The sequence below is a fragment of the Streptococcus oralis ATCC 35037 genome (genome assembly GCF_900637025.1).
GTDB lineage: Bacteria > Bacillota > Bacilli > Lactobacillales > Streptococcaceae > Streptococcus > Streptococcus oralis.
In genome coordinates, this window is sequence record NZ_LR134336.1 from 72,850 (window position 1) to 91,798 (window position 18,949).

Genomic DNA, 18,949 nt, shown 5'->3' on the forward strand with positions numbered 1-18,949 from the left:
AAGGAAACTTTCAGAAAAGTTTTAGTTTTGTTTCAGGAATCTTCTGTAGACTGTCTAGCTATATCATACGAAGGAGAGGAAAAAGGTATGAAATCAAAAAAATGGACCCTACTCGCAACGAGTTTAACGGCAATGGTGCTGATGGCAGCATGTGCCCAGTCAACAACTACATCCAATACCAATGCAACGACAAATAGTGCCACAACAACTGCAACAAAGACAAACCAATCATCCTATTTTACAGATAAGGACAATGATACCTCTTATGACGAAAGCACAGCTTCTAAAATTGAGCTATCTGGCTCATCTGCAAACGTCTCTGGAGATGGGGTGACAGTCTCTGAATCAACAGTGACCATCACAAAATCTGGAACCTATGTGATTTCAGGTCAGTCTGACGGAGTGCAGATCAAGATCGAGGCAGATAAGTCTGCAGATGTTCATCTAGTCCTAAAAGGTGCGACCATGACCAATACCAATGCAGCGATATCTGCGACATCAGCTGGCCATGTCTACTTGACTCTAGCAGAGGGAACCACCAACAGTCTCTCTGACTCAAGCTCTAACAGTGACGAAAAAGCAGATGCAGCTCTCTTTTCTAAGGTGGATTTGACCATCAACGGGAAAGGAACTCTCAATGTAGATGGCAAGAAGAACAATGGTATCAAGACCAACGACACCCTCCACATCACGGGTGGAACCTATAACATCACAGCAGTTGGCGATGCCTTTAATGTCAATGATGAACTCAACATCACTGGTACGACCATGACTATCGATGCCAAGGAAGATGGCGTAAAGGTGGACAATGACGAGGATACTTCAGTCGGAACCATGTACCTATCCAACAACAACATCACCGTCACAGCAGGAGATGATGGCATCCACGCATCAGGTGATTTGGTTATCGATAGTGGTACCTACACCGTCAAGAATTCGACAGAAGGACTTGAAGGTAAGTCAATCACTATCAACGGTGGGGACATTAGCATCTATTCGACAGATGATGGGGTTAATGCAGCCAACAAAAATGCCCAACAGAGTGAAATCTTCTTCACCATGAACGGTGGGAACCTGACAGTAGAAGTCGGTCAAGGAGACACAGACCCAATCGACTCAAACGGCAATATCACAGTTACAGGCGGAACCATTAAAATGACTGGTCAAACAGGTTTTGACTTTGATGGAACAGCGACCTACACAGGTGGAGATATCTATCTCAACGGTGAAAAACAAACGGAAATTGTCAACTCTATGCCTGGAGGTGGTGGACCAAATGGAGGCCCTCAAGGTGGCGGTCCAGCCCCTGGTGGACAAGGATAAAAAAGAATCTCCTTTCTCGAAAGAGAAGGGAGAGTTTTTGTGTTTGAGAGATGGATTGTGGCTAAAACAACTCCCAATTAGGTCTTGAAAATTTTTTAGTCTGTTTCATATAAAAATGAGTAAAATGAATTTCCATAGCTAAGGTTATCAAGGTTGCTATTGTGATGACAGTAGTAGGATTGGCTGAGAAAAGTAGAGGAAGAATAGGCCTTTAAAAAGTGGACAGGAAAGACCATTTCGGAGTATCGTGAAGAGATTTAGAAACAGCTCTAAAAGCAATAGCTATCCATTATAAGCATCAGATATTAATGTCTGGTGCTCTATTTTTTAAAGAATTCAGATTTTTTCTTGACAAGTGAGTAAACACTCACTATAATAGCTCTTGTGATTTAAAAAAGTGAGTAATCACTCACCAAGGAGGAAGTAAATGAAAACATTACTACATTTACAAGATTTAGTAAAATCTTTTGACCATCAAATAGTTCTGAATCATGTCAGCTTTGAATTGCAGCCAGGAGAAATTATAGGATTAATTGGTCCGTCTGGTGCTGGTAAATCAACTATGATTAAGACTACGTTAGGAATGGAAAAGGCTGATGGAGGCGTAGCTTTAGTGTTAAATCACACTATGCCCAATCGCCATATTTTAGGAGATATTGGCTATATGGCCCAATCAGATGCTTTATACGAGTCCTTGTCAGGCCAAGAAAATCTGGAATTTTTTGGTCAGCTAAAGGGGCTTTCTAAAAAAGACCTAAAGGCGGAAATTGCTTATATAGCTCAAGTAGTAGATCTGACAGACTACTTAAACAAGGCGGTATCTGGTTATTCTGGAGGAATGAAACGGCGTTTGTCACTGGCTATCGCGCTTTTAGGAAATCCTCAACTCTTGATTTTGGACGAACCGACAGTTGGAATTGACCCTTCTCTTCGAAAGAAAATCTGGAAAGAATTATTCGCGCTTAGAGACAATGGTGTTGGGATATTAGTTACTACCCATGTTATGGATGAAGCAGAGTTGACGGATAAGGTCGGCTTATTATTAGGCGGAAAAATCATTGCTTTTGATACACCGCAACACTTAAAAGAAAGTTATCAAGTTTCAAGTATTGAAGAAGTATTTTTAAAAGCAGAAGGTGAGTAAAATGAGAACAATAGCGATTGCAAAAAAAGTCATCAAAGAATTACTTCGTGACAAACGAACTCTATCCCTGATGTTTATAGCACCTGTTTTTATCATGTGGTTGATGAACCTCATGTTTTCAGCTAGTACAACCGTGAATGTCAAGTTAGCAACACAAGATCTACCAACTGGTTTGGTAACGAAAATGGATGAGCTCGATCATGTGGACGTCGAGACTTATCAAGACTTAGATCAGGCTAAAAAAGCTCTAGCTGACGAGAAAGTAGATGCAGTCATATCGTATAAAGATGGTGAGTATCAGGTCGACTACGCAAATACGGATGCTTCTAAAACAACTATGACACGACAAGTGTTACGAACGAGTATCGCCAGTGAAGGCACCGATCAGTTAGTATCTCGTGTTAAACAAGCTCTTCCACAATTGGACTCGGACGCAAAAACACCAGAAATCAAGGAGTCTTACCAGTATGGAGATGAAAATACAAGCTTCTTTACCAGCATGATTCCGGTTTTGATAGGTTTTGTAGTTTTCTTCTTTGTCTTTTTGATTTCAGGTATGGCGCTTTTGAAAGAGCGCACCAGTGGAACACTAGAACGTTTGTTAGCAACACCAGTGAAACGATCTGAAATCGTCTATGGCTATATGTTGTCTTACGGTATTATTGCGATTTTTCAAACGGCAGTTGTCGTTTTAGCAGCAATTTGGCTACTAGATGTAGAAGTTGTAGGAAGTATTTTAAATGTTATAATAGTTAATGTGGTACTGGCTCTTGTAGCACTAGCTTTTGGAATTCTCTTGTCTACTTTAGCAAAATCAGAATTCCAAATGATGCAATTTATTCCTCTCGTGATTATGCCCCAACTTTTTTTCTCAGGAATTATTCCATTGTCATCCATGGGAGAATGGGCTCTAACTGTGGGGAAATTTTTGCCATTAACCTATTCTGGTGATGCAATAAGCCAGATTATTCTTTACGGGCACAATCTTGGTGATATTTTGTCAAATCTTGGTGTTTTAATGATTTTCTTGATCATTTTAACAATTCTTAATATTGTTGGATTGCGTCGTTATCGTAAAGTTTAGAAATCAACATAAATAATGCTAAAAAGGTGTGAAGATTAGATGGATAAGACTGTTTTTGAATCGTTTGAAGATTACTTAGAAGAAGCGAATTACCCTCAAGGAAAGAAAAAAATCATGCAGGCAGCAGTGGATCTCATATCAACCAGGAGTTACCATGGGACCTCAACTCTTCACATAGCTGAGCGTGCTGGACTAAGCCAGGCAACTTTGTTTAAGTATTTTAAGACGAAGGATGATTTACTGACGGCTATTTTACATCCTGTAGTCCCAGGCATTTTTGGTAGTTTTTTTGAGGAACTCTTAGCTTTTGAAACGACAGAAGAGAGGGTTCGTTATCTCGTCCATGATCGTATGAGCTATCTCAAAAAAAATCGTGCTTTGATGAAAATCATTCTGCAGGAGAGTTTTTCAAATAAAAAACTAAAAAATGAACAGATTTTTATCTGGAATGCTATTCAAGATAAACTTCGAGTGCTTCATAAGGAATTGCTAGCAGATCCACGTGTAAATCCAGAGTTAACGATTCCTCAAATGGTTCGTATTTGTGTTGGCCCGTTGTTGGCTTACTTCGCTCAGCTTTATATCGTTAGTGACAACGGAGAAATAAAGGAAGAAGATCTAGACTTATTAGAAAAACAGATTTTAGGTGGTTTGTGGAAATAGAGTAGGCCTAGACAAAATGGAGGCTAGATTCTATTGGTTTGGCTTCTTGTACAAGATAATATAAAAGGGTATACATTACCTGATGCAGATTTGTGCTTTTTTATTATTGAATTTGGTATTTTGGTGATAGTCCTCAATCACTTTGCCAAAACAGAAACCGACTTCTCCAGCGGTGCAACGATTTCTCAAGTGTATGGAAGAGGAGATTTCTGGACTGATAAAGACAACTCCTTGACACTCCGTCAGCTTTTGATACAATAGTACAAAATTAGAGGAGGTGGGTTATGATTCAGAAACATGCGATTCCCATTTTAGAGTTTGATGACAATCCCCAGGCGGTCCTTATGCCAATACATGAGGGGCTAGATTTAAAGTTGCCAAAGAAGTGCATCTATGCGTTTTTGGAGGAAGAGATTGACCGCTATGCTCAGGAAGTAGGTGCGGACTGCATTGGTGAGTTCGTTTCGGCCACCAAGACTTATCCAGTCTACGTCCTCAACTACAAGGGCGAGGAGATCTGTCTGGCTCAAGCGCCTGTTGGTTCTGCCCCAGCGGCCCAGTTTATGGATTGGTTGATTGGTTATGGTGTGGAGCAAATCATTTCCACTGGTACCTGTGGTGTCCTAGCCGATATAGAGGAAAATGCCTTTCTCGTCCCTGTTCGCGCTCTGCGAGATGAGGGGACCAGCTACCACTATGTAGCGCCTTCTCGTTATATGGAGATGCAGATTGAGGCTATCTCTGCCATTGAGCAAATTTTGGAGCAAAGAGGCATCCCTTACGAGGAAGTCATGACCTGGACGACAGATGGTTTTTACCGAGAGACGGCTGAAAAGGTTGCTTATCGTAAGGAAGAAGGCTGTGCTGTTGTGGAGATGGAGTGCTCTGCTCTTGCGGCAGTAGCTCAGCTACGTGGAGTTGTCTGGGGAGAACTGCTCTTTACTGCAGATTCCTTGGCAGATCTGGACAACTACGACAGTCGTGACTGGGATTCTGAAGCTTTTGACAAGGCACTCGAACTATGTCTTGCCATTGTGCACCACATGTGAGTGTTCTGACTGTTTTTATGGTAGAATGTAGCTATGTTATTCAAATCTTTTTTGGAAAAAATCAAGACGACGCTGTCTCGGTTATCGCCAGCCCGTCGCATCTTTTTAAGTTTTGCCTTAGTTATCTTACTGGGCTCGCTCCTTTTAAGCCTTCCCTTTGTGCAAGCAACAACGTCACAAGCGACCTACTTTGATCATCTCTTTACAACGGTGTCCATGGTCTGTGTGACAGGGCTCTTCACCCTGCCAGTGGCCTCTACTTATAATATCTGGGGACAGCTAATCTGTATGCTCTTAATCCAGATTGGCGGTTTGGGGCTCATGACCTTTATCGGAATCTTTTACATCCAAGGCAAGCAAAAGCTCAGCCTTCGTGGCCGGGAGACCATTCAAGAAAGTTTCAGTTATGGAGAAACTCAGTCCTTAAAGGACTTTATTCGCTCGATCTTTCTGACGACTTTTCTAGTGGAAGGGATCGGTGCCTTTCTCTTGAGTTTCCGCTTTATTCCTGAATTTGGCTGGGGGCGAGGGATTCTAACCTCTATCTTTTTGGCTGTTTCAGCTTTCTGTAATGCCGGATTTGATAATTTTGGAAGTACGAGTTTGGTAGCCTTTCAAACGGATCCCTTAATCAATCTAGTGATTGCAGGCTTGATTATCACAGGTGGTCTAGGATTTATGGTCTGGTTTGACCTAGCGACCCAGTTTGGGAAAAAGAAAAAACGCCGTCTGCGTTTCCATACCAAGTTGGTTCTCTTTTTAACGGCGGGAATTCTGCTCTTTGGAACCGTATCGACTTTGTTCATTGAGTGGAACAATCCTGGAACGATTGGAAATCTCAGCGCTCCAGAGAAATTGCTGGTTAGTTTCTTTCAGACCGTCAGCATGAGAACGGCAGGTTTTGCTTCCATTGACTACACCCAGGCTCGACCAGTTACCTTGTTCATCTATATCCTACAGATGTTTCTAGGAGGGGCGCCTGGAGGGACAGCAGGGGGGCTCAAGATTACGACCTTCTTTGTCTTGTTGGTCTTCGCTCGTAGCGAACTATTGGGCTTGCCTCATGCCAATGTGGCTCGGAGGACTATTGAACCCCGAACCGTGCAAAAATCTTTCAGTGTCTTTATTATCTTCTTGCTAACATTCTTGCTGGGCTTGATTCTGCTAGGGGTAACCGCAGAAGGAAATCCGCGCTTTATCTACCTCATGTTTGAGACCATTTCAGCCCTTGCGACAGTTGGGGTGACGGCAAATTTAACACCAGAGCTAGGCAAGATAGCCCTCAGCATCGTTATGTTGCTGATGTTTATCGGCCGTATTGGTCCCTTGACACTACTGGTCAGTGTAGCGGAATACCAGCCAGACAAGAAAGATACGATTCACTATATGAAGGCAGATATCACTATCGGATAAGAAAGGAAAAACGATGTCAGATCGGACAATTGGAATTTTAGGCTTGGGAATTTTTGGGAGCAGTGTTTTGGCTGCCCTAGCCAAGCATGACATGAATATCATTGCTATTGATGACCACGAGGAACGCATTAATCAATTTGAACCTGTGCTGGCGCGTGGGGTAGTTGGAGATATCACGGATGAAGAACTCCTTCTATCAGCGGGGATTGACACCTGTGATACCGTAGTTGTCGCAACGGGTGAAAATTTGGAGTCCAGTGTTCTCGCGGTCATGCACTGCAAGAGTCTAGGGGTGCCGACCGTTATTGCCAAGGTCAAAAGCCATACAGCTAAAAAGGTGTTGGAAAAAATCGGTGCGGACGCAGTTATCTCACCAGAATTTGAAATGGGGCGCTCATTAGCGCAGACCATCCTCTTTCATAACAGCGTGGATGTCTTTCAGCTGGACAAGAATGTATCGATTGTCGAGATGAAAATCCCCCAATCGTGGACTGGTAAAAGCCTCAGTCAGTTAGATTTACGTGGGCGATACAACCTCAATGTACTTGGTTTTCGTGCCTACGAAAATGCTCCTCTGGATGTCCAATTCGGACCTAATGACCTCTTGCAGGCAGATGCCTACATCATGGCCGTCATTAATAACCAACATCTGGACACCCTAGCTGAACTGAGTGAGTAGGAGAGGAAGGGTACTCTCTTTCCAAATAATTAACGAGTCAATATAAGTATTTTATAAGAGGGATTTAAGAAAAATTTTAACTTTTTCTTAATCCTTTTTAATTTTAGGAGATTATACTAGAGTCATAAAAAAAGAAAACTCTAAGGAGAATCCTATGAAATTCAATCCAAATCAGAGATATACTCGTTGGTCTATTCGCCGTCTCAGTGTCGGTGTTGCTTCAGTTGTTGTGGCTAGTGGCTTCTTTGTCCTAGTTGGTCAACCAAGTTCTGCGCGTGCTGATGTCGTCAATCCGACTCCTGCCCAAGTCGTGCCAGACGCTGCTTCGGTGAGTGAAAAGAGCGACTTACCAGCAGAGGTTCTCAAAAAAGCAGTCGATGTAGCTCTTCCTTCAGAACAGTCTGTTCCAACACCTAAAGCAAGTGTGGATACGACAAGCTCTTCAGAAAAAGTGGACGAAACTGCTAAAGAGCTGGCAGTAGCGCCAAAAGAAGAAGTGCAAGCACAACCTGACTCTAAGAAACAAACAGAAGATGCAGTTAAACCTGCGGAAAGTCCTGCGTCTACAGTTTCTGGACAAGACCGTGAAGCTAGTGAAGCTCAACCAGCGACCACTCCAGCAGAAGTTCAAAAAGGTGTGGCTGACAACACCAAAGACACAGTAGATGTCCCAGCCACTTACTTGGAAAAGGCTAACTTCCCAGGACCATTCACAGCTGGTGTCAACCAAGTCATTCCATATGAATTCTTCGCTGGTGATGGCATGTTGACTCGCCTTATCTTGAAAGCATCTGATAAGGCTCCATGGTCAGACAATGGTTCAGCTAAAAATCCCGCTCTCCCACCAGTAGAGAAATTGGGCAAAGGTCTTTACTTCTACGAAGTAGACTTGGCCGGCACCCAAGGTAAATCTGATAAAGAGCTGCTTGACTTGTTGAAACAAAACGGCACACATAGCTATAAAGCTACCATCAAAGTGTACGGTGCGAAAGATGGCAAACCTGACTTAACTAATCTGGTAGCGACTAAGGATTTAAATGTCAACTTGAATGGCTTGACCACACCAAATCAGGTTAAAGAATCTGTTGTTAACAATGTCAAAGACATGATTGATGTTCCAGCTAGCTACCTTGATAAGGCTAAGGTTCCTGGACCTTTCTTGGCTGGTGTCAACCAAGTTATTCCATACGAAGCTTTTGGTGGAGATGGTATGTTGACTCGCCTCTTGTTAAAAGCATCCGACAAAGCCCCATGGTCAGACAATGGAACGGCGAAAAATCCAGCTCTATTGCCGCTTGAAGGCTTGGCTAAAGGTCAATATTTCTACGAAGTGGATTTAGCAGGCACCCAAGGAAAATCAGATAAAGAGTTGCTTGACCTCTTGAAACAAAATGGTACACAAAGCTATAAAGCTACTATCAAAGTGTACGGTGCGAAAGACGGCAAGCCTGACTTAACTAATCTGGTAGCGACTAAAGATTTGACTGTTAATTTGAATGGCTTGACCACACCAAATCAGGTTAAAGACTCTGTTGTGAACAATGTCAAAGACATGATTGATGTTCCAGCTAGCTACCTTGACAAAGCAAATGTTCCAGGTCCATTCTTGGCAGGTGTCAACCAAGTTATTCCATACGAAGCTTTTGGTGGAGATGGTATGTTGACTCGCCTCTTGTTAAAAGCCTCAGACAAAGCCCCATGGTCAGACAACGGAACAGCTAAAAATCCTGCTCTATTGCCACTTGAAGGCTTGGCTAAAGGCCAATATTTCTACGAAGTGGATTTGAATGGAAATACGGTTGGCAAAGATGGTCAGGCCTTGCTGGAGCAACTTCGAGCTAACGGAACCCATACGTATCTAGCTACTGTTAAAGTCTATGGCGCTAAAGACGGCAAGCCTGATTTGACCAATCTGATTGCTACTCGTCAAGTAACGATTCAGCTTCGTGGAAAAGAAATGGCGACAATACCATCTCAACAAGGTCAGATGAATACGAAGCCTTCTGAAACAGGCTCTACAGATACGACTGAGGGTATGATGGGTACAAATCACCATATGTCAGATATGAAAGTAGATCAACCAGCTTCTAGCCAAATGGCTAATATGATGAAAAAAGATGATAAAGCGATGCTACCAAATACTGGGGAAGCTAAAACAGCTACAGCTGGCCTTGGAATCTTTGGTCTAGCCTTGGCAGGTCTTGTTGGACTTTTGGGTTTAACAACCAAACGAGAAGATTAAGATTCAAATCACTTAAACATTAGGGAAAATAGTGTTATACTAAAGCAAGTATAACACTGTTTTTATCGAAGGAGTGTCAGATGAAAAAGACAATTTTGCTGGTTGATGATGAGATAGATATTCTAGATATTCAAAACCGCTATCTTATACAGGCAGGTTACGATGTTTTGGTCGCCCACGATGGTAAGGAGGGATTAGAACTTTTCAGAAAAAAATCTATCGACCTCATTATCACAGATATCATGATGCCCAATATGGACGGTTATGATTTTATCAGTGAAGTTCAGTATATCGCTCCGGATCAACCCTTCCTCTTTACAACTGCTAAGACAAGCGAACAGGATAAGATTTATGGATTAAGTTTGGGGGCAGATGATTTTATAGTCAAACCCTTTAGCCCACGCGAATTGGTTTTAAGAGTGAATAATATCTTGCGTCGCCTTAGCCGTGGAGGAGAGACAGAACAGATCGAGTTTGGTGACTTGGTAATCAATCATGTGACTCATGAGGTTCGCATTGGGGAGCAACCTTTGGAATTGACAGTAAAATCCTTTGAACTTCTATGGGTATTAGCCAGCAATCCCGAGAGAGTCTTTTCAAAGACGGAACTTTACGAGAAAGTATGGCAAGAGGACTATGTGGATGATACCAATACACTCAATGTTCATATCCATGCTTTGAGGCAAGAGTTGACCAAGTATACAAATTCAAATGCTCCTGCTATCAAAACTGTCTGGGGTTTGGGCTATAAGATGGAAAGACCAAGAGGTAGAAAATGAAATTAAAAAACTATATTTTAGTGGGGTATCTAGTGTCGACTCTACTAACGATTTTGGTCGTTTTCTGGGCAGTCCAACGAATGTTGATTGAGAAAAGTGAAGTTTACTTTCTAGTTGGAATGACCTTGATTGCTAGTTTCATTGGCGCTGCAGTGAGCATCTTTCTTTTGTCGCCTGTGTTCTCTTCTTTGAAACATTTGAAAAAACAAGCTCAGGATATAGCAAGCAAGGATTTCAGCACAGAAATCGAAACCAAAGGCCCATTAGAATTTCAAGAGCTGGGCCAGGCTTTTAATGACATGTCCCACAATTTGCAAGCTACCTTTCAATCACTTGATGAGAGCGAGCAAGAAAAGAGAATGATGATTGCGCAGCTCTCTCACGATATTAAAACTCCCATTACCTCCATTCAGGTTACTGTGGAGGGAATTCTAGATGGAGTGATTAAGGAAGAGGAGCGGCTCCACTACTTAGCCACGATTGGTCGGCAAACTGAGCGTCTAAACAAGCTAGTAGAGGAATTGGATGTTTTGACTCTGAACACACAACCTCAAGATACTGCTGATGAAGAAGTCGAAGAGGTCTTTTTAGATCAATTGCTGATTGAGTCAATGAGTGAATTCCAACTCCAGATTGAACAAGAGGAGCGAGATGTTTACATTCAAGTGTCACCTGAGTCTGCGAAAATCAAGAGCCATTCTGACAAACTTTCTCGCATTCTGGTCAATTTGCTAAACAATGCCTTTAAATATTCAGAACCAGGAACCAGAATCGAGGTTCTTGCCCAATTAACAGAACAAGAGCTGACAATCAGTGTGAAAGACGAGGGTCAGGGGATCCTTCCTGAAAATTTGGAAAAGATCTTTAAACGACTTTATCGTGTAGAAACTTCGCGCAATATGAAGACGGGTGGGCATGGCTTAGGTCTTGCGATTGCACGCGAACTAGCCCATCAGCTTGGTGGCGAAATCACAGCAGAAAGTCAGTACGGCTTAGGAAGCAAGTTTACATTCAGCCTTAGTTTGAAATAAAGGCGTAAAATCCCTTTACAAATCTAGCTTTTCATGGTACAATAGCCTTTGTGTGAAATAGCAGCAGGAAAGCATGAAGCTCGTCAACAGGTGTCTTATGACAAGTAACCTTGGCTGTTTAGGCGAAGGGCATCTGCACGAATCAGGGCTTTCTAAGTGACTATTTCCACCGAAATATTATTTATATCAGGAGGACATACACATGTCACGTTATACAGGACCATCTTGGAAACAAGCTCGTCGCCTTGGCCTTTCACTTACAGGTACAGGTAAAGAATTGGCACGTCGTAACTACGTACCAGGACAACACGGACCAAACAACCGTTCTAAATTGTCAGAATACGGTTTGCAATTGGCTGAAAAACAAAAACTTCGTTTCACTTACGGTGTAGGTGAAAAACAATTCCGTAACTTGTTCGTACAAGCTACAAAAATCAAAGGCGGAATTCTAGGTTTCAACTTCATGCTTCTTTTGGAACGTCGTTTGGATAACGTTGTTTACCGTCTTGGCCTTGCGACTACTCGTCGTCAAGCTCGTCAATTCGTAAACCATGGTCACATCCTTGTTGACGGAAAACGCGTTGATATCCCATCATACCGCGTAACTCCAGGTCAAGTGATCTCAGTTCGTGAAAAATCATTGAAAGTTCCAGCAATCCTTGAAGCAGTAGAAGCTACTCTTGGACGCCCAGCATTCGTATCATTCGACGCTGAAAAATTGGAAGGTTCATTGACTCGCTTGCCAGAACGCGACGAAATCAACCCAGAAATCAACGAAGCACTTGTCGTTGAATTCTACAACAAAATGTTGTAATATTTTATTGAATAAGATAGGCTATAAAGCCTTGAAATTAAGCACTTTAGGCCTCTATCCTAGAGTGCTTTTTTTGATTTTACTACCCTTTTAGTTACCCATAACTAATTTTAGGTATAGTAATAGGGTAGCCCCAAAATGGGGCACCCTTATTATTTATAAATTGCTGATGGCTGCCTCAAAGATTGAGACGGCTTTTTTTGTGTTCTCTTTTTAGAGGCAAAAAAGAAGCATGACTCTCCCACAGCTATAGAGCTTTTGGGCGGGAAAACCATGCTTCTTTCTTGACTTAATTATACATCTTCTTGATTTTGAAATCAAATAAAGGTGACCCACCGCCTCCACAGTAAGCTGTTTCATGGGCGTTAGACCACCTTTACCTTAAGCTAATTATAACTCAAAAAAATTTCTAGTACAAGTATAATCCAAGGTTAGCAATTATAAAAATAGAGGTGTCCCACCTCCTACCGCATAATAATCTGTTTCAAGGGGAGATGGAAAACCTCTATCCGTTAATTTAATTATAGACTAAAAAACTAATTGACGCAAGAATATTTAAAGCCCACCCTTTGATGATAGTCGGGATGACAAAAGGAACTGACTTAGGCACCAACCTAGAATAGATCATTGGGAGCCAAACCAGTTCCTTTATTTAAGTATACAATATGTTTACAAGAAAACAAAGTAGTAAGTTATTCTAATGGAGTATCTGTAGTACTTTAGCAAACAAGGTGTGCTATAATGCTTTTAACAGGAACTAAAAGCCATTAGTAAATAACTAATATTGGGTCATATTGTTCCGATATTAGAGAGAAGGAACTTAATGAAATTATGGGAATATGTTGATAAAAATGTTCGCCTTATTTTAGAAGACGGGACCTCCATCAAGGGCAGGGTGGTTGATTGGTTTGACGGTTATGATTTAGATGGTCCTGACGAAATAGTCATAGGTGATCGCTCATATCCTGAAGATATTATCAAGAAAATCAAAATGATTAGTGCTTAGTTCAACCTAGGCGATTTTATCGACTAACTATAAAAAGTATAAGAACTATCGAAAAAATAGCAGAGAGGAAAATAAATGAGTAGGCAACTATGGAACCACCTACGATCAAGAGTTCAGGTAGTCACTAATGACGGCAAGATAATCAAGGGACGTGTCATAGACTTTGTTGACGAAATGGACAATGATGAGCAAGATGAAATCACTATCCTCATTGACAATCCTAGTCCAGATGAAGCTACCGAAATTTCTCTCTTTGAGAGTGAGATTGTCTCGATTAAAACAATCTCATAGGACTTAGAATAATCTAGGTGCTTTTACCTGCCTTATTTGAAAGAAAACACTATGGAAAAAGATTTAGTTTATATGGCAATATTAGATGATTTACAAGAGTTATATGACAATGGTTGGGACGCCTCTTTTGATTATAATGGTCAAGTATGTGGGATTTTTCCTAATTCTGTTCATGATATTGTAGTGGTGATTGGAGATAAGGAATACCAGGTATCATCATTCATTGATCTGATTTCTCTAAAAATTGACGATAACACTTTAGTAGAAATTATGGATGGAATTGAAGTGCAGTATTATTAAAATAAAAATCATCTTTGATGAATGAACTGCACCCCAAAAATTAGATTTTGTCTGTTAAATTTTTGGAACGTAGCTCAATATGCTACAACGTTCTTATTAGGAGGGGATGGGTAATGGGTTATAGTCAACAAGTATTAGACATGCTCCAGCAAGCAGTCAGTGGTCAGATTGATAATTTTTGGGATTTTTCCTTTACGTTTAACGCTCTTTTTGGAGAAGATGCGGAATTTTCCGAGGCTTGGGATAATGAAAACTCTGAAATGTTTGACGCTCTCAATGACTTTGAGTTGATGATATTTTTAGAGGAACATGATCCAAGCGACAAACAAGGTTTTATCGATTTCTTAACACCTTACTACGAAAAAGCAAAGCAATTAGCCAATATTGAAAGGAATATTTAAATGACACTCTGGAAATTTAACCGTACAGATGTAATTATCACGTTAAAAAATGGCGCGGTAGTTAGAGGATTTGTAGAAGACTATTGTGACGCCTCTGACAATGACGAGGAGATTGACTCCTTGCTGGTAGATGTTGATGGAACTCTTTATGAATATTTTGAAGATGAAATCGTCAGCATCATAGAAAGCTAGTAGTGGGAATAGAATCTAAGGAAAAAATCTTGTTTGTTGAGATTGTTTTAGTTGGGATGGTCCTATATGAAAAAGGATGAAATTAAAAAATATTTAGACAAAGATCTTGAATTTAATTATAATAGCCGAGGTGCTTGCTTTTTATCGAGTATATGTGTAGTTGGTTATGATTATGAAGGTCAGCAGTTTGATACAATTGATGAAGCTATGGAAGCTAAAGTATTTGACGGGAAAAGCTTAGTAGATATATGGGATGAAGTTTTTCCACAAGTTTTTTAAAATGAAAAGCACCTTTGATGAACTGCACCCCAAAAGTTAGATTTTTTCTGTCTAACTTTTGGGGTTCAGTTCAAATGTATGAGATATTTTTAGTTTTGATTTAATTTCGATATTTTTCCGGAAAATACATCTTTTTCGGAAAGTTGAGTAATGTAAAAAAATGTGTATAAAAACTTTAATTTAAGATTTTTAAAAATAGAGATATCGATTTTCTTTATCCTCTTAATTGTATAATAATTAAGAGATAGAGATATGTGATGAGGTAGAATTTTGGTCAGAAATAAAAACAATCGAAACAATAGGAATTTCTTATCTTGCTACATTCCTAAATAAAAATAATCGTCTTCAAATCTACCTTGATCAAAATAATAAAACTCCATTTTGATATAAAACGACTTTCAAAAACTCAAGACTTAAAATCGATAAAATAAATACAAAAATTATGACGTAGCTATTTTTGTAAGAAATTATTAGTTTTATGTAAGGTTAATTCTTGCTTATTTTCCTTAGTAACTATATTTTTTGTTATATGGCAAGGAGTCATTTATTATTTCATCGATAAATTTATAGTAGTAGGTTATTGTTATATCTTTGTCGTTCCAAAATTTATCGTAGTTATCTTTATTATAATATACTGCATAATCTTCTGAGTTGTCATACTTGTCTAAGTATTTCTTTGAATCTACTAATTTTGTACTAGACTTACCAACACTATAGTCTGTCGCATATACTTGAATCTTATTATAATCTCTGTTAAACGAGTTAGTATTTTCATCAAAAATTGTAAAAATGACAATATTCATCTTATCAAAGGCTGTATTATAATCCTTAGCATAGTCACTTAAATTCTTATCATGTATTCTGGATATAATATCCATTCCTAAGTTTGGTCCAAATTCAGCGTAATTATTATTAACGAAATAGTTATTAAAGGGATTACTCTCTTTATCCATCGTAATATTGCCAATTTTTCCTCTTGATTTCCCAGTTAGCTGAAATCTCATATCTAGACCCTCCATAGGGATATACTTACTATCACTAGAAAGATAATCATCAAAACGATCCCAATTCGAATCTTCAGACAAAACCATGTAAGATCGTATATACACGGTAGTATTTTTCATATCTGCGTCACTGTAGTTATAGATTGAAAATATATCGTCGTTTTTAGACCAACCTACAGGGTTATTTAACACAAAAGAATATTTCGGTTTATTTGTAAAATACTTATAAGCAGGTATTATTACCGTTGTTAAAATAGTAAGCACAGATGTAATTATTAACAAAATTCTTTCAAAAAATTTAAAACTAACATCATCAATTAATGTTAATTTATGTTTCCGTGGTGATTTCTTAGCATTTCTCATATTAGAGTACTGAAATGGGCTCTTAGTCTGTTTCATATTAGAATTCTCCGATGATTTTTAGAATGAAATAAAAAAATTTATTTCTTTTTGCTAAATTGTATAATTTAGATTAACTAATTGCAAGTAATATAATCTATTTAACTAAGAAGATAACTATATTTATGTCTTAATTTTTAACATCTACCTTTTTCTCTTAAACTATTACAAAAGCTGTCAGAATAAGTCTTGTAAGTGTGTAAATTAATTTTTACAGAACTAAATTATTCCCCTATTTAGAATCTATTAATTCATATTTTATGAAATTAATTAGTAGATATTGTTCTGAAAAGCCTTGATATTACGCCATTTTTAGTTCAACTGAAACCCATACTTTCAAAACCAGGTCTTACGATTTGTAAGTAAAAGAGCAAATAAAAAAGAGGAGCTTGACACTAAAGTTCCTCTTCTTTTTAAATAAACGAATCAGTTTCTTATTACATAAAAGGTAGTGAAAAAGGTAGTGATTCGATTGATTCATATCGCAATGTAGTGAAATTTCGAAATTCAAGAATTGCTTTAAATCAAGGTTTCTAAAGTCTACTGACGAGTAGTGAACCCTTATTTCACTTCTGTAAACACAACGTGTTTGCGAAGTTTTGGTGAGTATTTCTTCAATTGAAGACGGTCTGGAGTGTTACGTTTGTTTTTAGAAGTAAGGTACAAGCGTTCACCAGATTCTTTGTGTTCAAGTGTGATATTTACGCGCATGGTATCTCCCTTCTATTATTCAGCTGATGCAGCCTTAGCGATTTTACGTCCTTTGTAGTATCCTTTAAGTGATACGCGGTGAGAACGTGAGTAATCTCCAGTAGTTTCGTCAAAGTTTACAGATGGAGCTGTTACTTTGTAGTGTGTACGACGTTTGTTTTTCTTCGCTTTTGAAGTGCGACGTGCAGGTACTGCCATTTTGATTTCTCCTTTAGGTATTTAAATTCGATTCAATCTAGTGATTTTCATCAACTATACTAGGATAACACATTTTTTTTGTAAAGTAAAGTTACTTGACAAAAAAAGATGAAAAAATTAGAAGTCATTCAATCAAATTAATCGAAATTTTCTGAAAATTCAAGAATTTTCTTCTGTTCATTGCCTTTAAAATGTGCTATAATAGTAAAAACTGAAATGGGAGGGATAAGATGACTGAATTAGATAAACGTCACCGCAGTAGCATTTATGACAGCATGGTTAAATCACCAAACCGTGCTATGCTTCGTGCGACTGGTATGACAGATAAGGACTTTGAAACACCGATTGTGGGAGTGATTTCGACTTGGGCGGAAAATACACCATGTAACATTCACTTGCATGATTTCGGGAAATTAGCTAAAGAAGGTGTCAAATCTGCAGGTGCTTGGCCGGTACAGTTTGGAACCATTACCGTAGCGGACGGGATTGCCATGGGAACGCCTGGTATGCGTTTCTCTTTGACATCTCGTGATATCATTGCGGACTCTATTGAGGCTGCGATGGGTGGTCACAACGTGGATGCCTTTGTCGCTATCGGTGGCTGTGACAAGAACATGCCTGGTTCTATGATTGCCATTGCCAATATGGATATTCCAGCTATTTTCGCCTATGGTGGAACCATTGCACCGGGAAATCTTGATGGCAAAGACATTGACTTGGTTTCTGTCTTTGAGGGAATCGGAAAATGGAACCACGGTGACATGACAGCTGAGGACGTGAAACGTCTTGAATGTAATGCCTGTCCTGGCCCTGGTGGTTGTGGTGGTATGTACACAGCTAATACCATGGCGACTGCTATCGAAGTTCTAGGGATGAGCTTGCCAGGCTCTTCATCTCACCCAGCTGAATCAGCTGACAAGAAAGAAGATATCGAAGCAGCAGGACGTGCTGTTGTTAAGATGCTGGATCTTGGTCTCAAACCATCTGATATCTTGACTCGTGAAGCCTTTGAAGATGCCATCACTGTAACGATGGCTCTCGGTGGTTCTACAAATGCCACTCTTCACTTGCTTGCTATTGCCCATGCGGCTAATGTTGATTTGTCCCTTGAGGACTTCAATACGATCCAAGAACGTGTGCCTCACTTGGCCGACTTGAAACCTTCTGGTCAGTATGTCTTCCAAGACCTCTACGAAGTTGGTGGTGTGCCTGCAGTTATGAAGTACTTGTTAGCAAATGGATTCCTTCACGGAGACCGTATCACATGTACTGGTAAAACTGTCGCTGAAAACTTGGCTGATTTTGCAGACCTGACACCAGGTCAAAAAGTCATTATGCCACTTGAAAATCCAAAACGTGCGGACGGTCCATTGATCATCTTGAACGGTAATCTTGCTCCTGATGGTGCCGTTGCCAAGGTATCAGGTGTGAAAGTTCGTCGTCACGTTGGACCAGCTAAGGTCTTTGACTCAGAAGAAGATGCTATCCAAGCTGTCTTGTCAGATGAAATCGTTGATGGCGACGTTGTCGTTGTTCGTTTCGTCGGACCTAAAGGTGGTCCTGGTATGCCTGAGATGCTCTCACTTTCATCTATGATCGTTGGTAAAGGTCAAGGAGACAAGGTTGCCCTCTTGACAGACGGACGCTTCTCTGGTGGTACTTATGGTCTCGTTGTTGGACATATCGCACCTGAAGCTCAGGATGGTGGACCAATTGCCTACCTCCGCACAGGCGATATCGTCACAGTTGACCAAGATACTAAAGAAATTTCCATGGCTGTATCTGATGAAGAACTTGAAAAACGTAAGGCAGAAACAACCTTGCCACCACTCTATAGCCGTGGTGTCCTCGGTAAATATGCCCACATCGTATCATCCGCTTCTCGCGGAGCTGTGACAGACTTCTGGAATATGGACAAGTCAGGTAAAAAATAAACTCAAAAAGCAA

General features: G+C 40.0%; 21 protein-coding genes and 1 pseudogene. 18 read left to right on the top strand and 4 right to left on the bottom strand.

From position 1 onward, the window contains the following. Nucleotides 1-87: 87 nt before the first annotated feature. Entirely contained in the window at nucleotides 88-1,323 is a 1,236-nt protein-coding gene (locus tag EL140_RS00375) for a carbohydrate-binding domain-containing protein (protein ID WP_000837422.1), read from the top strand. Between the two features lie 61 nt (nucleotides 1,324-1,384). Here EL140_RS00375 and EL140_RS09785 read toward each other — a convergent pair. Next, nucleotides 1,385-1,528, bottom strand: a pseudogene (locus tag EL140_RS09785) (low temperature requirement protein A); the annotation flags it as partial. Nucleotides 1,529-1,750: 222 nt separating this feature from the next. Here EL140_RS09785 and EL140_RS00385 point away from each other — a divergent pair. The 16 genes from EL140_RS00385 to EL140_RS00465 all read left to right on the top strand — a co-directional run bounded on the left by EL140_RS00385 (nucleotide 1,751) and on the right by EL140_RS00465 (nucleotide 14,690). Further along, nucleotides 1,751-2,467, top strand: coding sequence for an ABC transporter ATP-binding protein (locus EL140_RS00385; protein ID WP_000854375.1), 717 nt, complete (start codon nucleotides 1,751-1,753; stop codon nucleotides 2,465-2,467). A gap of 1 nt (nucleotide 2,468) precedes the next feature. Beyond that, nucleotides 2,469-3,551 (top strand): ABC transporter permease, encoded by a 1,083-nt coding sequence (locus tag EL140_RS00390; protein ID WP_001259059.1) that lies wholly within the window; start codon nucleotides 2,469-2,471, stop codon nucleotides 3,549-3,551. 39 nt (nucleotides 3,552-3,590) lie between these two features. Further along, nucleotides 3,591-4,214 carry a TetR/AcrR family transcriptional regulator gene (locus EL140_RS00395; RefSeq protein ID WP_000361924.1) on the top strand — a complete coding sequence of 208 codons (624 nt, stop codon included), beginning with the start codon at nucleotides 3,591-3,593 and terminating at the stop codon, nucleotides 4,212-4,214. A 284-nt stretch (nucleotides 4,215-4,498) separates the two neighbouring features. Continuing rightward, complete coding sequence (locus EL140_RS00405; protein WP_000615012.1) at nucleotides 4,499-5,263, top strand: nucleoside phosphorylase; 765 nt, start codon at nucleotides 4,499-4,501, stop codon at nucleotides 5,261-5,263. A gap of 33 nt (nucleotides 5,264-5,296) precedes the next feature. After that, on the top strand, nucleotides 5,297-6,676 hold the full coding sequence (locus EL140_RS00410) for a TrkH family potassium uptake protein (RefSeq protein ID WP_000897934.1): 1,380 nt from the start codon (nucleotides 5,297-5,299) through the stop codon (nucleotides 6,674-6,676). Between the two features lie 13 nt (nucleotides 6,677-6,689). Further along, the gene (locus EL140_RS00415) at nucleotides 6,690-7,355 is read left to right on the top strand and encodes a potassium channel family protein (protein WP_001283880.1); all 666 of its coding nucleotides are present in this window, start codon (nucleotides 6,690-6,692) and stop codon (nucleotides 7,353-7,355) included. 154 nt (nucleotides 7,356-7,509) lie between these two features. Further along, nucleotides 7,510-9,597, top strand: coding sequence for an SSURE domain-containing protein (locus tag EL140_RS00420; protein ID WP_000671342.1), 2,088 nt, complete (start codon nucleotides 7,510-7,512; stop codon nucleotides 9,595-9,597). Between the two features lie 80 nt (nucleotides 9,598-9,677). Next, entirely contained in the window at nucleotides 9,678-10,376 is a 699-nt protein-coding gene (locus tag EL140_RS00425) for a response regulator transcription factor (protein ID WP_000751225.1), read from the top strand. Then, the gene (locus tag EL140_RS00430; protein WP_000769390.1) at nucleotides 10,373-11,407 is read left to right on the top strand and encodes a sensor histidine kinase; all 1,035 of its coding nucleotides are present in this window, start codon (nucleotides 10,373-10,375) and stop codon (nucleotides 11,405-11,407) included. Before EL140_RS00425 ends, EL140_RS00430 begins: the two co-directional genes overlap by 4 nt. Before the next feature lie 202 nt (nucleotides 11,408-11,609). After that, on the top strand, nucleotides 11,610-12,221 hold the full coding sequence (rpsD, locus tag EL140_RS00435; protein WP_000092756.1) for a 30S ribosomal protein S4: 612 nt from the start codon (nucleotides 11,610-11,612) through the stop codon (nucleotides 12,219-12,221). Between the two features lie 823 nt (nucleotides 12,222-13,044). Beyond that, nucleotides 13,045-13,227: a hypothetical protein gene (locus tag EL140_RS00440; protein ID WP_000780389.1), complete on the top strand. Its 183-nt coding sequence runs from the start codon at nucleotides 13,045-13,047 to the stop codon at nucleotides 13,225-13,227. 75 nt (nucleotides 13,228-13,302) lie between these two features. After that, entirely contained in the window at nucleotides 13,303-13,518 is a 216-nt protein-coding gene (locus tag EL140_RS00445) for a hypothetical protein (protein WP_000089901.1), read from the top strand. Nucleotides 13,519-13,590: 72 nt separating this feature from the next. After that, nucleotides 13,591-13,818 carry a hypothetical protein gene (locus EL140_RS00450; RefSeq protein ID WP_009013763.1) on the top strand — a complete coding sequence of 76 codons (228 nt, stop codon included), beginning with the start codon at nucleotides 13,591-13,593 and terminating at the stop codon, nucleotides 13,816-13,818. Between the two features lie 113 nt (nucleotides 13,819-13,931). Then, nucleotides 13,932-14,219 (top strand): hypothetical protein, encoded by a 288-nt coding sequence (locus tag EL140_RS00455; RefSeq protein ID WP_000542380.1) that lies wholly within the window; start codon nucleotides 13,932-13,934, stop codon nucleotides 14,217-14,219. Next, nucleotides 14,220-14,411, top strand: coding sequence for a hypothetical protein (locus tag EL140_RS00460; protein ID WP_000177340.1), 192 nt, complete (start codon nucleotides 14,220-14,222; stop codon nucleotides 14,409-14,411). Between the two features lie 66 nt (nucleotides 14,412-14,477). Further along, on the top strand, nucleotides 14,478-14,690 hold the full coding sequence (locus tag EL140_RS00465; RefSeq protein WP_000710706.1) for a hypothetical protein: 213 nt from the start codon (nucleotides 14,478-14,480) through the stop codon (nucleotides 14,688-14,690). A gap of 506 nt (nucleotides 14,691-15,196) precedes the next feature. Here EL140_RS00465 and EL140_RS00470 read toward each other — a convergent pair. The 3 genes from EL140_RS00470 to rpmF form a co-directional block, all read right to left on the bottom strand. Further along, the gene (locus EL140_RS00470; RefSeq protein WP_000814951.1) at nucleotides 15,197-16,093 is read right to left on the bottom strand and encodes a hypothetical protein; all 897 of its coding nucleotides are present in this window, start codon (nucleotides 16,091-16,093) and stop codon (nucleotides 15,197-15,199) included. 561 nt (nucleotides 16,094-16,654) lie between these two features. Beyond that, nucleotides 16,655-16,804 carry a 50S ribosomal protein L33 gene (gene rpmG, locus EL140_RS00475; protein ID WP_001265622.1) on the bottom strand — a complete coding sequence of 50 codons (150 nt, stop codon included), beginning with the start codon at nucleotides 16,802-16,804 and terminating at the stop codon, nucleotides 16,655-16,657. A 15-nt stretch (nucleotides 16,805-16,819) separates the two neighbouring features. Beyond that, nucleotides 16,820-17,002, bottom strand: coding sequence for a 50S ribosomal protein L32 (rpmF, locus tag EL140_RS00480; RefSeq protein ID WP_000290417.1), 183 nt, complete (start codon nucleotides 17,000-17,002; stop codon nucleotides 16,820-16,822). 230 nt (nucleotides 17,003-17,232) lie between these two features. On the opposite strand from rpmF, the gene ilvD reads away from it, so the two are divergent. After that, complete coding sequence (ilvD, locus tag EL140_RS00485; RefSeq protein WP_000137340.1) at nucleotides 17,233-18,936, top strand: dihydroxy-acid dehydratase; 1,704 nt, start codon at nucleotides 17,233-17,235, stop codon at nucleotides 18,934-18,936. Nucleotides 18,937-18,949: the final 13 nt, after the last annotated feature.

Bases quoted from the DNA above. Each gene is read 5' to 3' on its own strand.
- EL140_RS00415 (WP_001283880.1), top strand. From the start codon at position 6,690: ATGTCAGATCGGACAATTGGAATTTTAGGCTTGGGAATTTTTGGGAGC.
- rpmG (WP_001265622.1), bottom strand. From the start codon at position 16,804: ATGCGCGTAAATATCACACTTGAACACAAAGAATCTGGTGAACGCTTG.
- EL140_RS00405 (WP_000615012.1), top strand. From the start codon at position 4,499: ATGATTCAGAAACATGCGATTCCCATTTTAGAGTTTGATGACAATCCC.
- ilvD (WP_000137340.1), top strand. From the start codon at position 17,233: ATGACTGAATTAGATAAACGTCACCGCAGTAGCATTTATGACAGCATG.
- rpsD (WP_000092756.1), top strand. From the start codon at position 11,610: ATGTCACGTTATACAGGACCATCTTGGAAACAAGCTCGTCGCCTTGGC.
- EL140_RS00470 (WP_000814951.1), bottom strand. From the start codon at position 16,093: ATGAAACAGACTAAGAGCCCATTTCAGTACTCTAATATGAGAAATGCT.
- EL140_RS00390 (WP_001259059.1), top strand. From the start codon at position 2,469: ATGAGAACAATAGCGATTGCAAAAAAAGTCATCAAAGAATTACTTCGT.
- EL140_RS00375 (WP_000837422.1), top strand. From the start codon at position 88: ATGAAATCAAAAAAATGGACCCTACTCGCAACGAGTTTAACGGCAATG.
- EL140_RS00430 (WP_000769390.1), top strand. From the start codon at position 10,373: ATGAAATTAAAAAACTATATTTTAGTGGGGTATCTAGTGTCGACTCTA.
- EL140_RS00455 (WP_000542380.1), top strand. From the start codon at position 13,932: ATGGGTTATAGTCAACAAGTATTAGACATGCTCCAGCAAGCAGTCAGT.
- EL140_RS00450 (WP_009013763.1), top strand. From the start codon at position 13,591: ATGGCAATATTAGATGATTTACAAGAGTTATATGACAATGGTTGGGAC.
- EL140_RS00445 (WP_000089901.1), top strand. From the start codon at position 13,303: ATGAGTAGGCAACTATGGAACCACCTACGATCAAGAGTTCAGGTAGTC.
- EL140_RS00425 (WP_000751225.1), top strand. From the start codon at position 9,678: ATGAAAAAGACAATTTTGCTGGTTGATGATGAGATAGATATTCTAGAT.
- EL140_RS00410 (WP_000897934.1), top strand. From the start codon at position 5,297: ATGTTATTCAAATCTTTTTTGGAAAAAATCAAGACGACGCTGTCTCGG.
- EL140_RS00395 (WP_000361924.1), top strand. From the start codon at position 3,591: ATGGATAAGACTGTTTTTGAATCGTTTGAAGATTACTTAGAAGAAGCG.
- EL140_RS00420 (WP_000671342.1), top strand. From the start codon at position 7,510: ATGAAATTCAATCCAAATCAGAGATATACTCGTTGGTCTATTCGCCGT.
- EL140_RS00385 (WP_000854375.1), top strand. From the start codon at position 1,751: ATGAAAACATTACTACATTTACAAGATTTAGTAAAATCTTTTGACCAT.
- EL140_RS00460 (WP_000177340.1), top strand. From the start codon at position 14,220: ATGACACTCTGGAAATTTAACCGTACAGATGTAATTATCACGTTAAAA.
- EL140_RS00440 (WP_000780389.1), top strand. From the start codon at position 13,045: ATGAAATTATGGGAATATGTTGATAAAAATGTTCGCCTTATTTTAGAA.
- EL140_RS00465 (WP_000710706.1), top strand. From the start codon at position 14,478: ATGAAAAAGGATGAAATTAAAAAATATTTAGACAAAGATCTTGAATTT.
- rpmF (WP_000290417.1), bottom strand. From the start codon at position 17,002: ATGGCAGTACCTGCACGTCGCACTTCAAAAGCGAAGAAAAACAAACGT.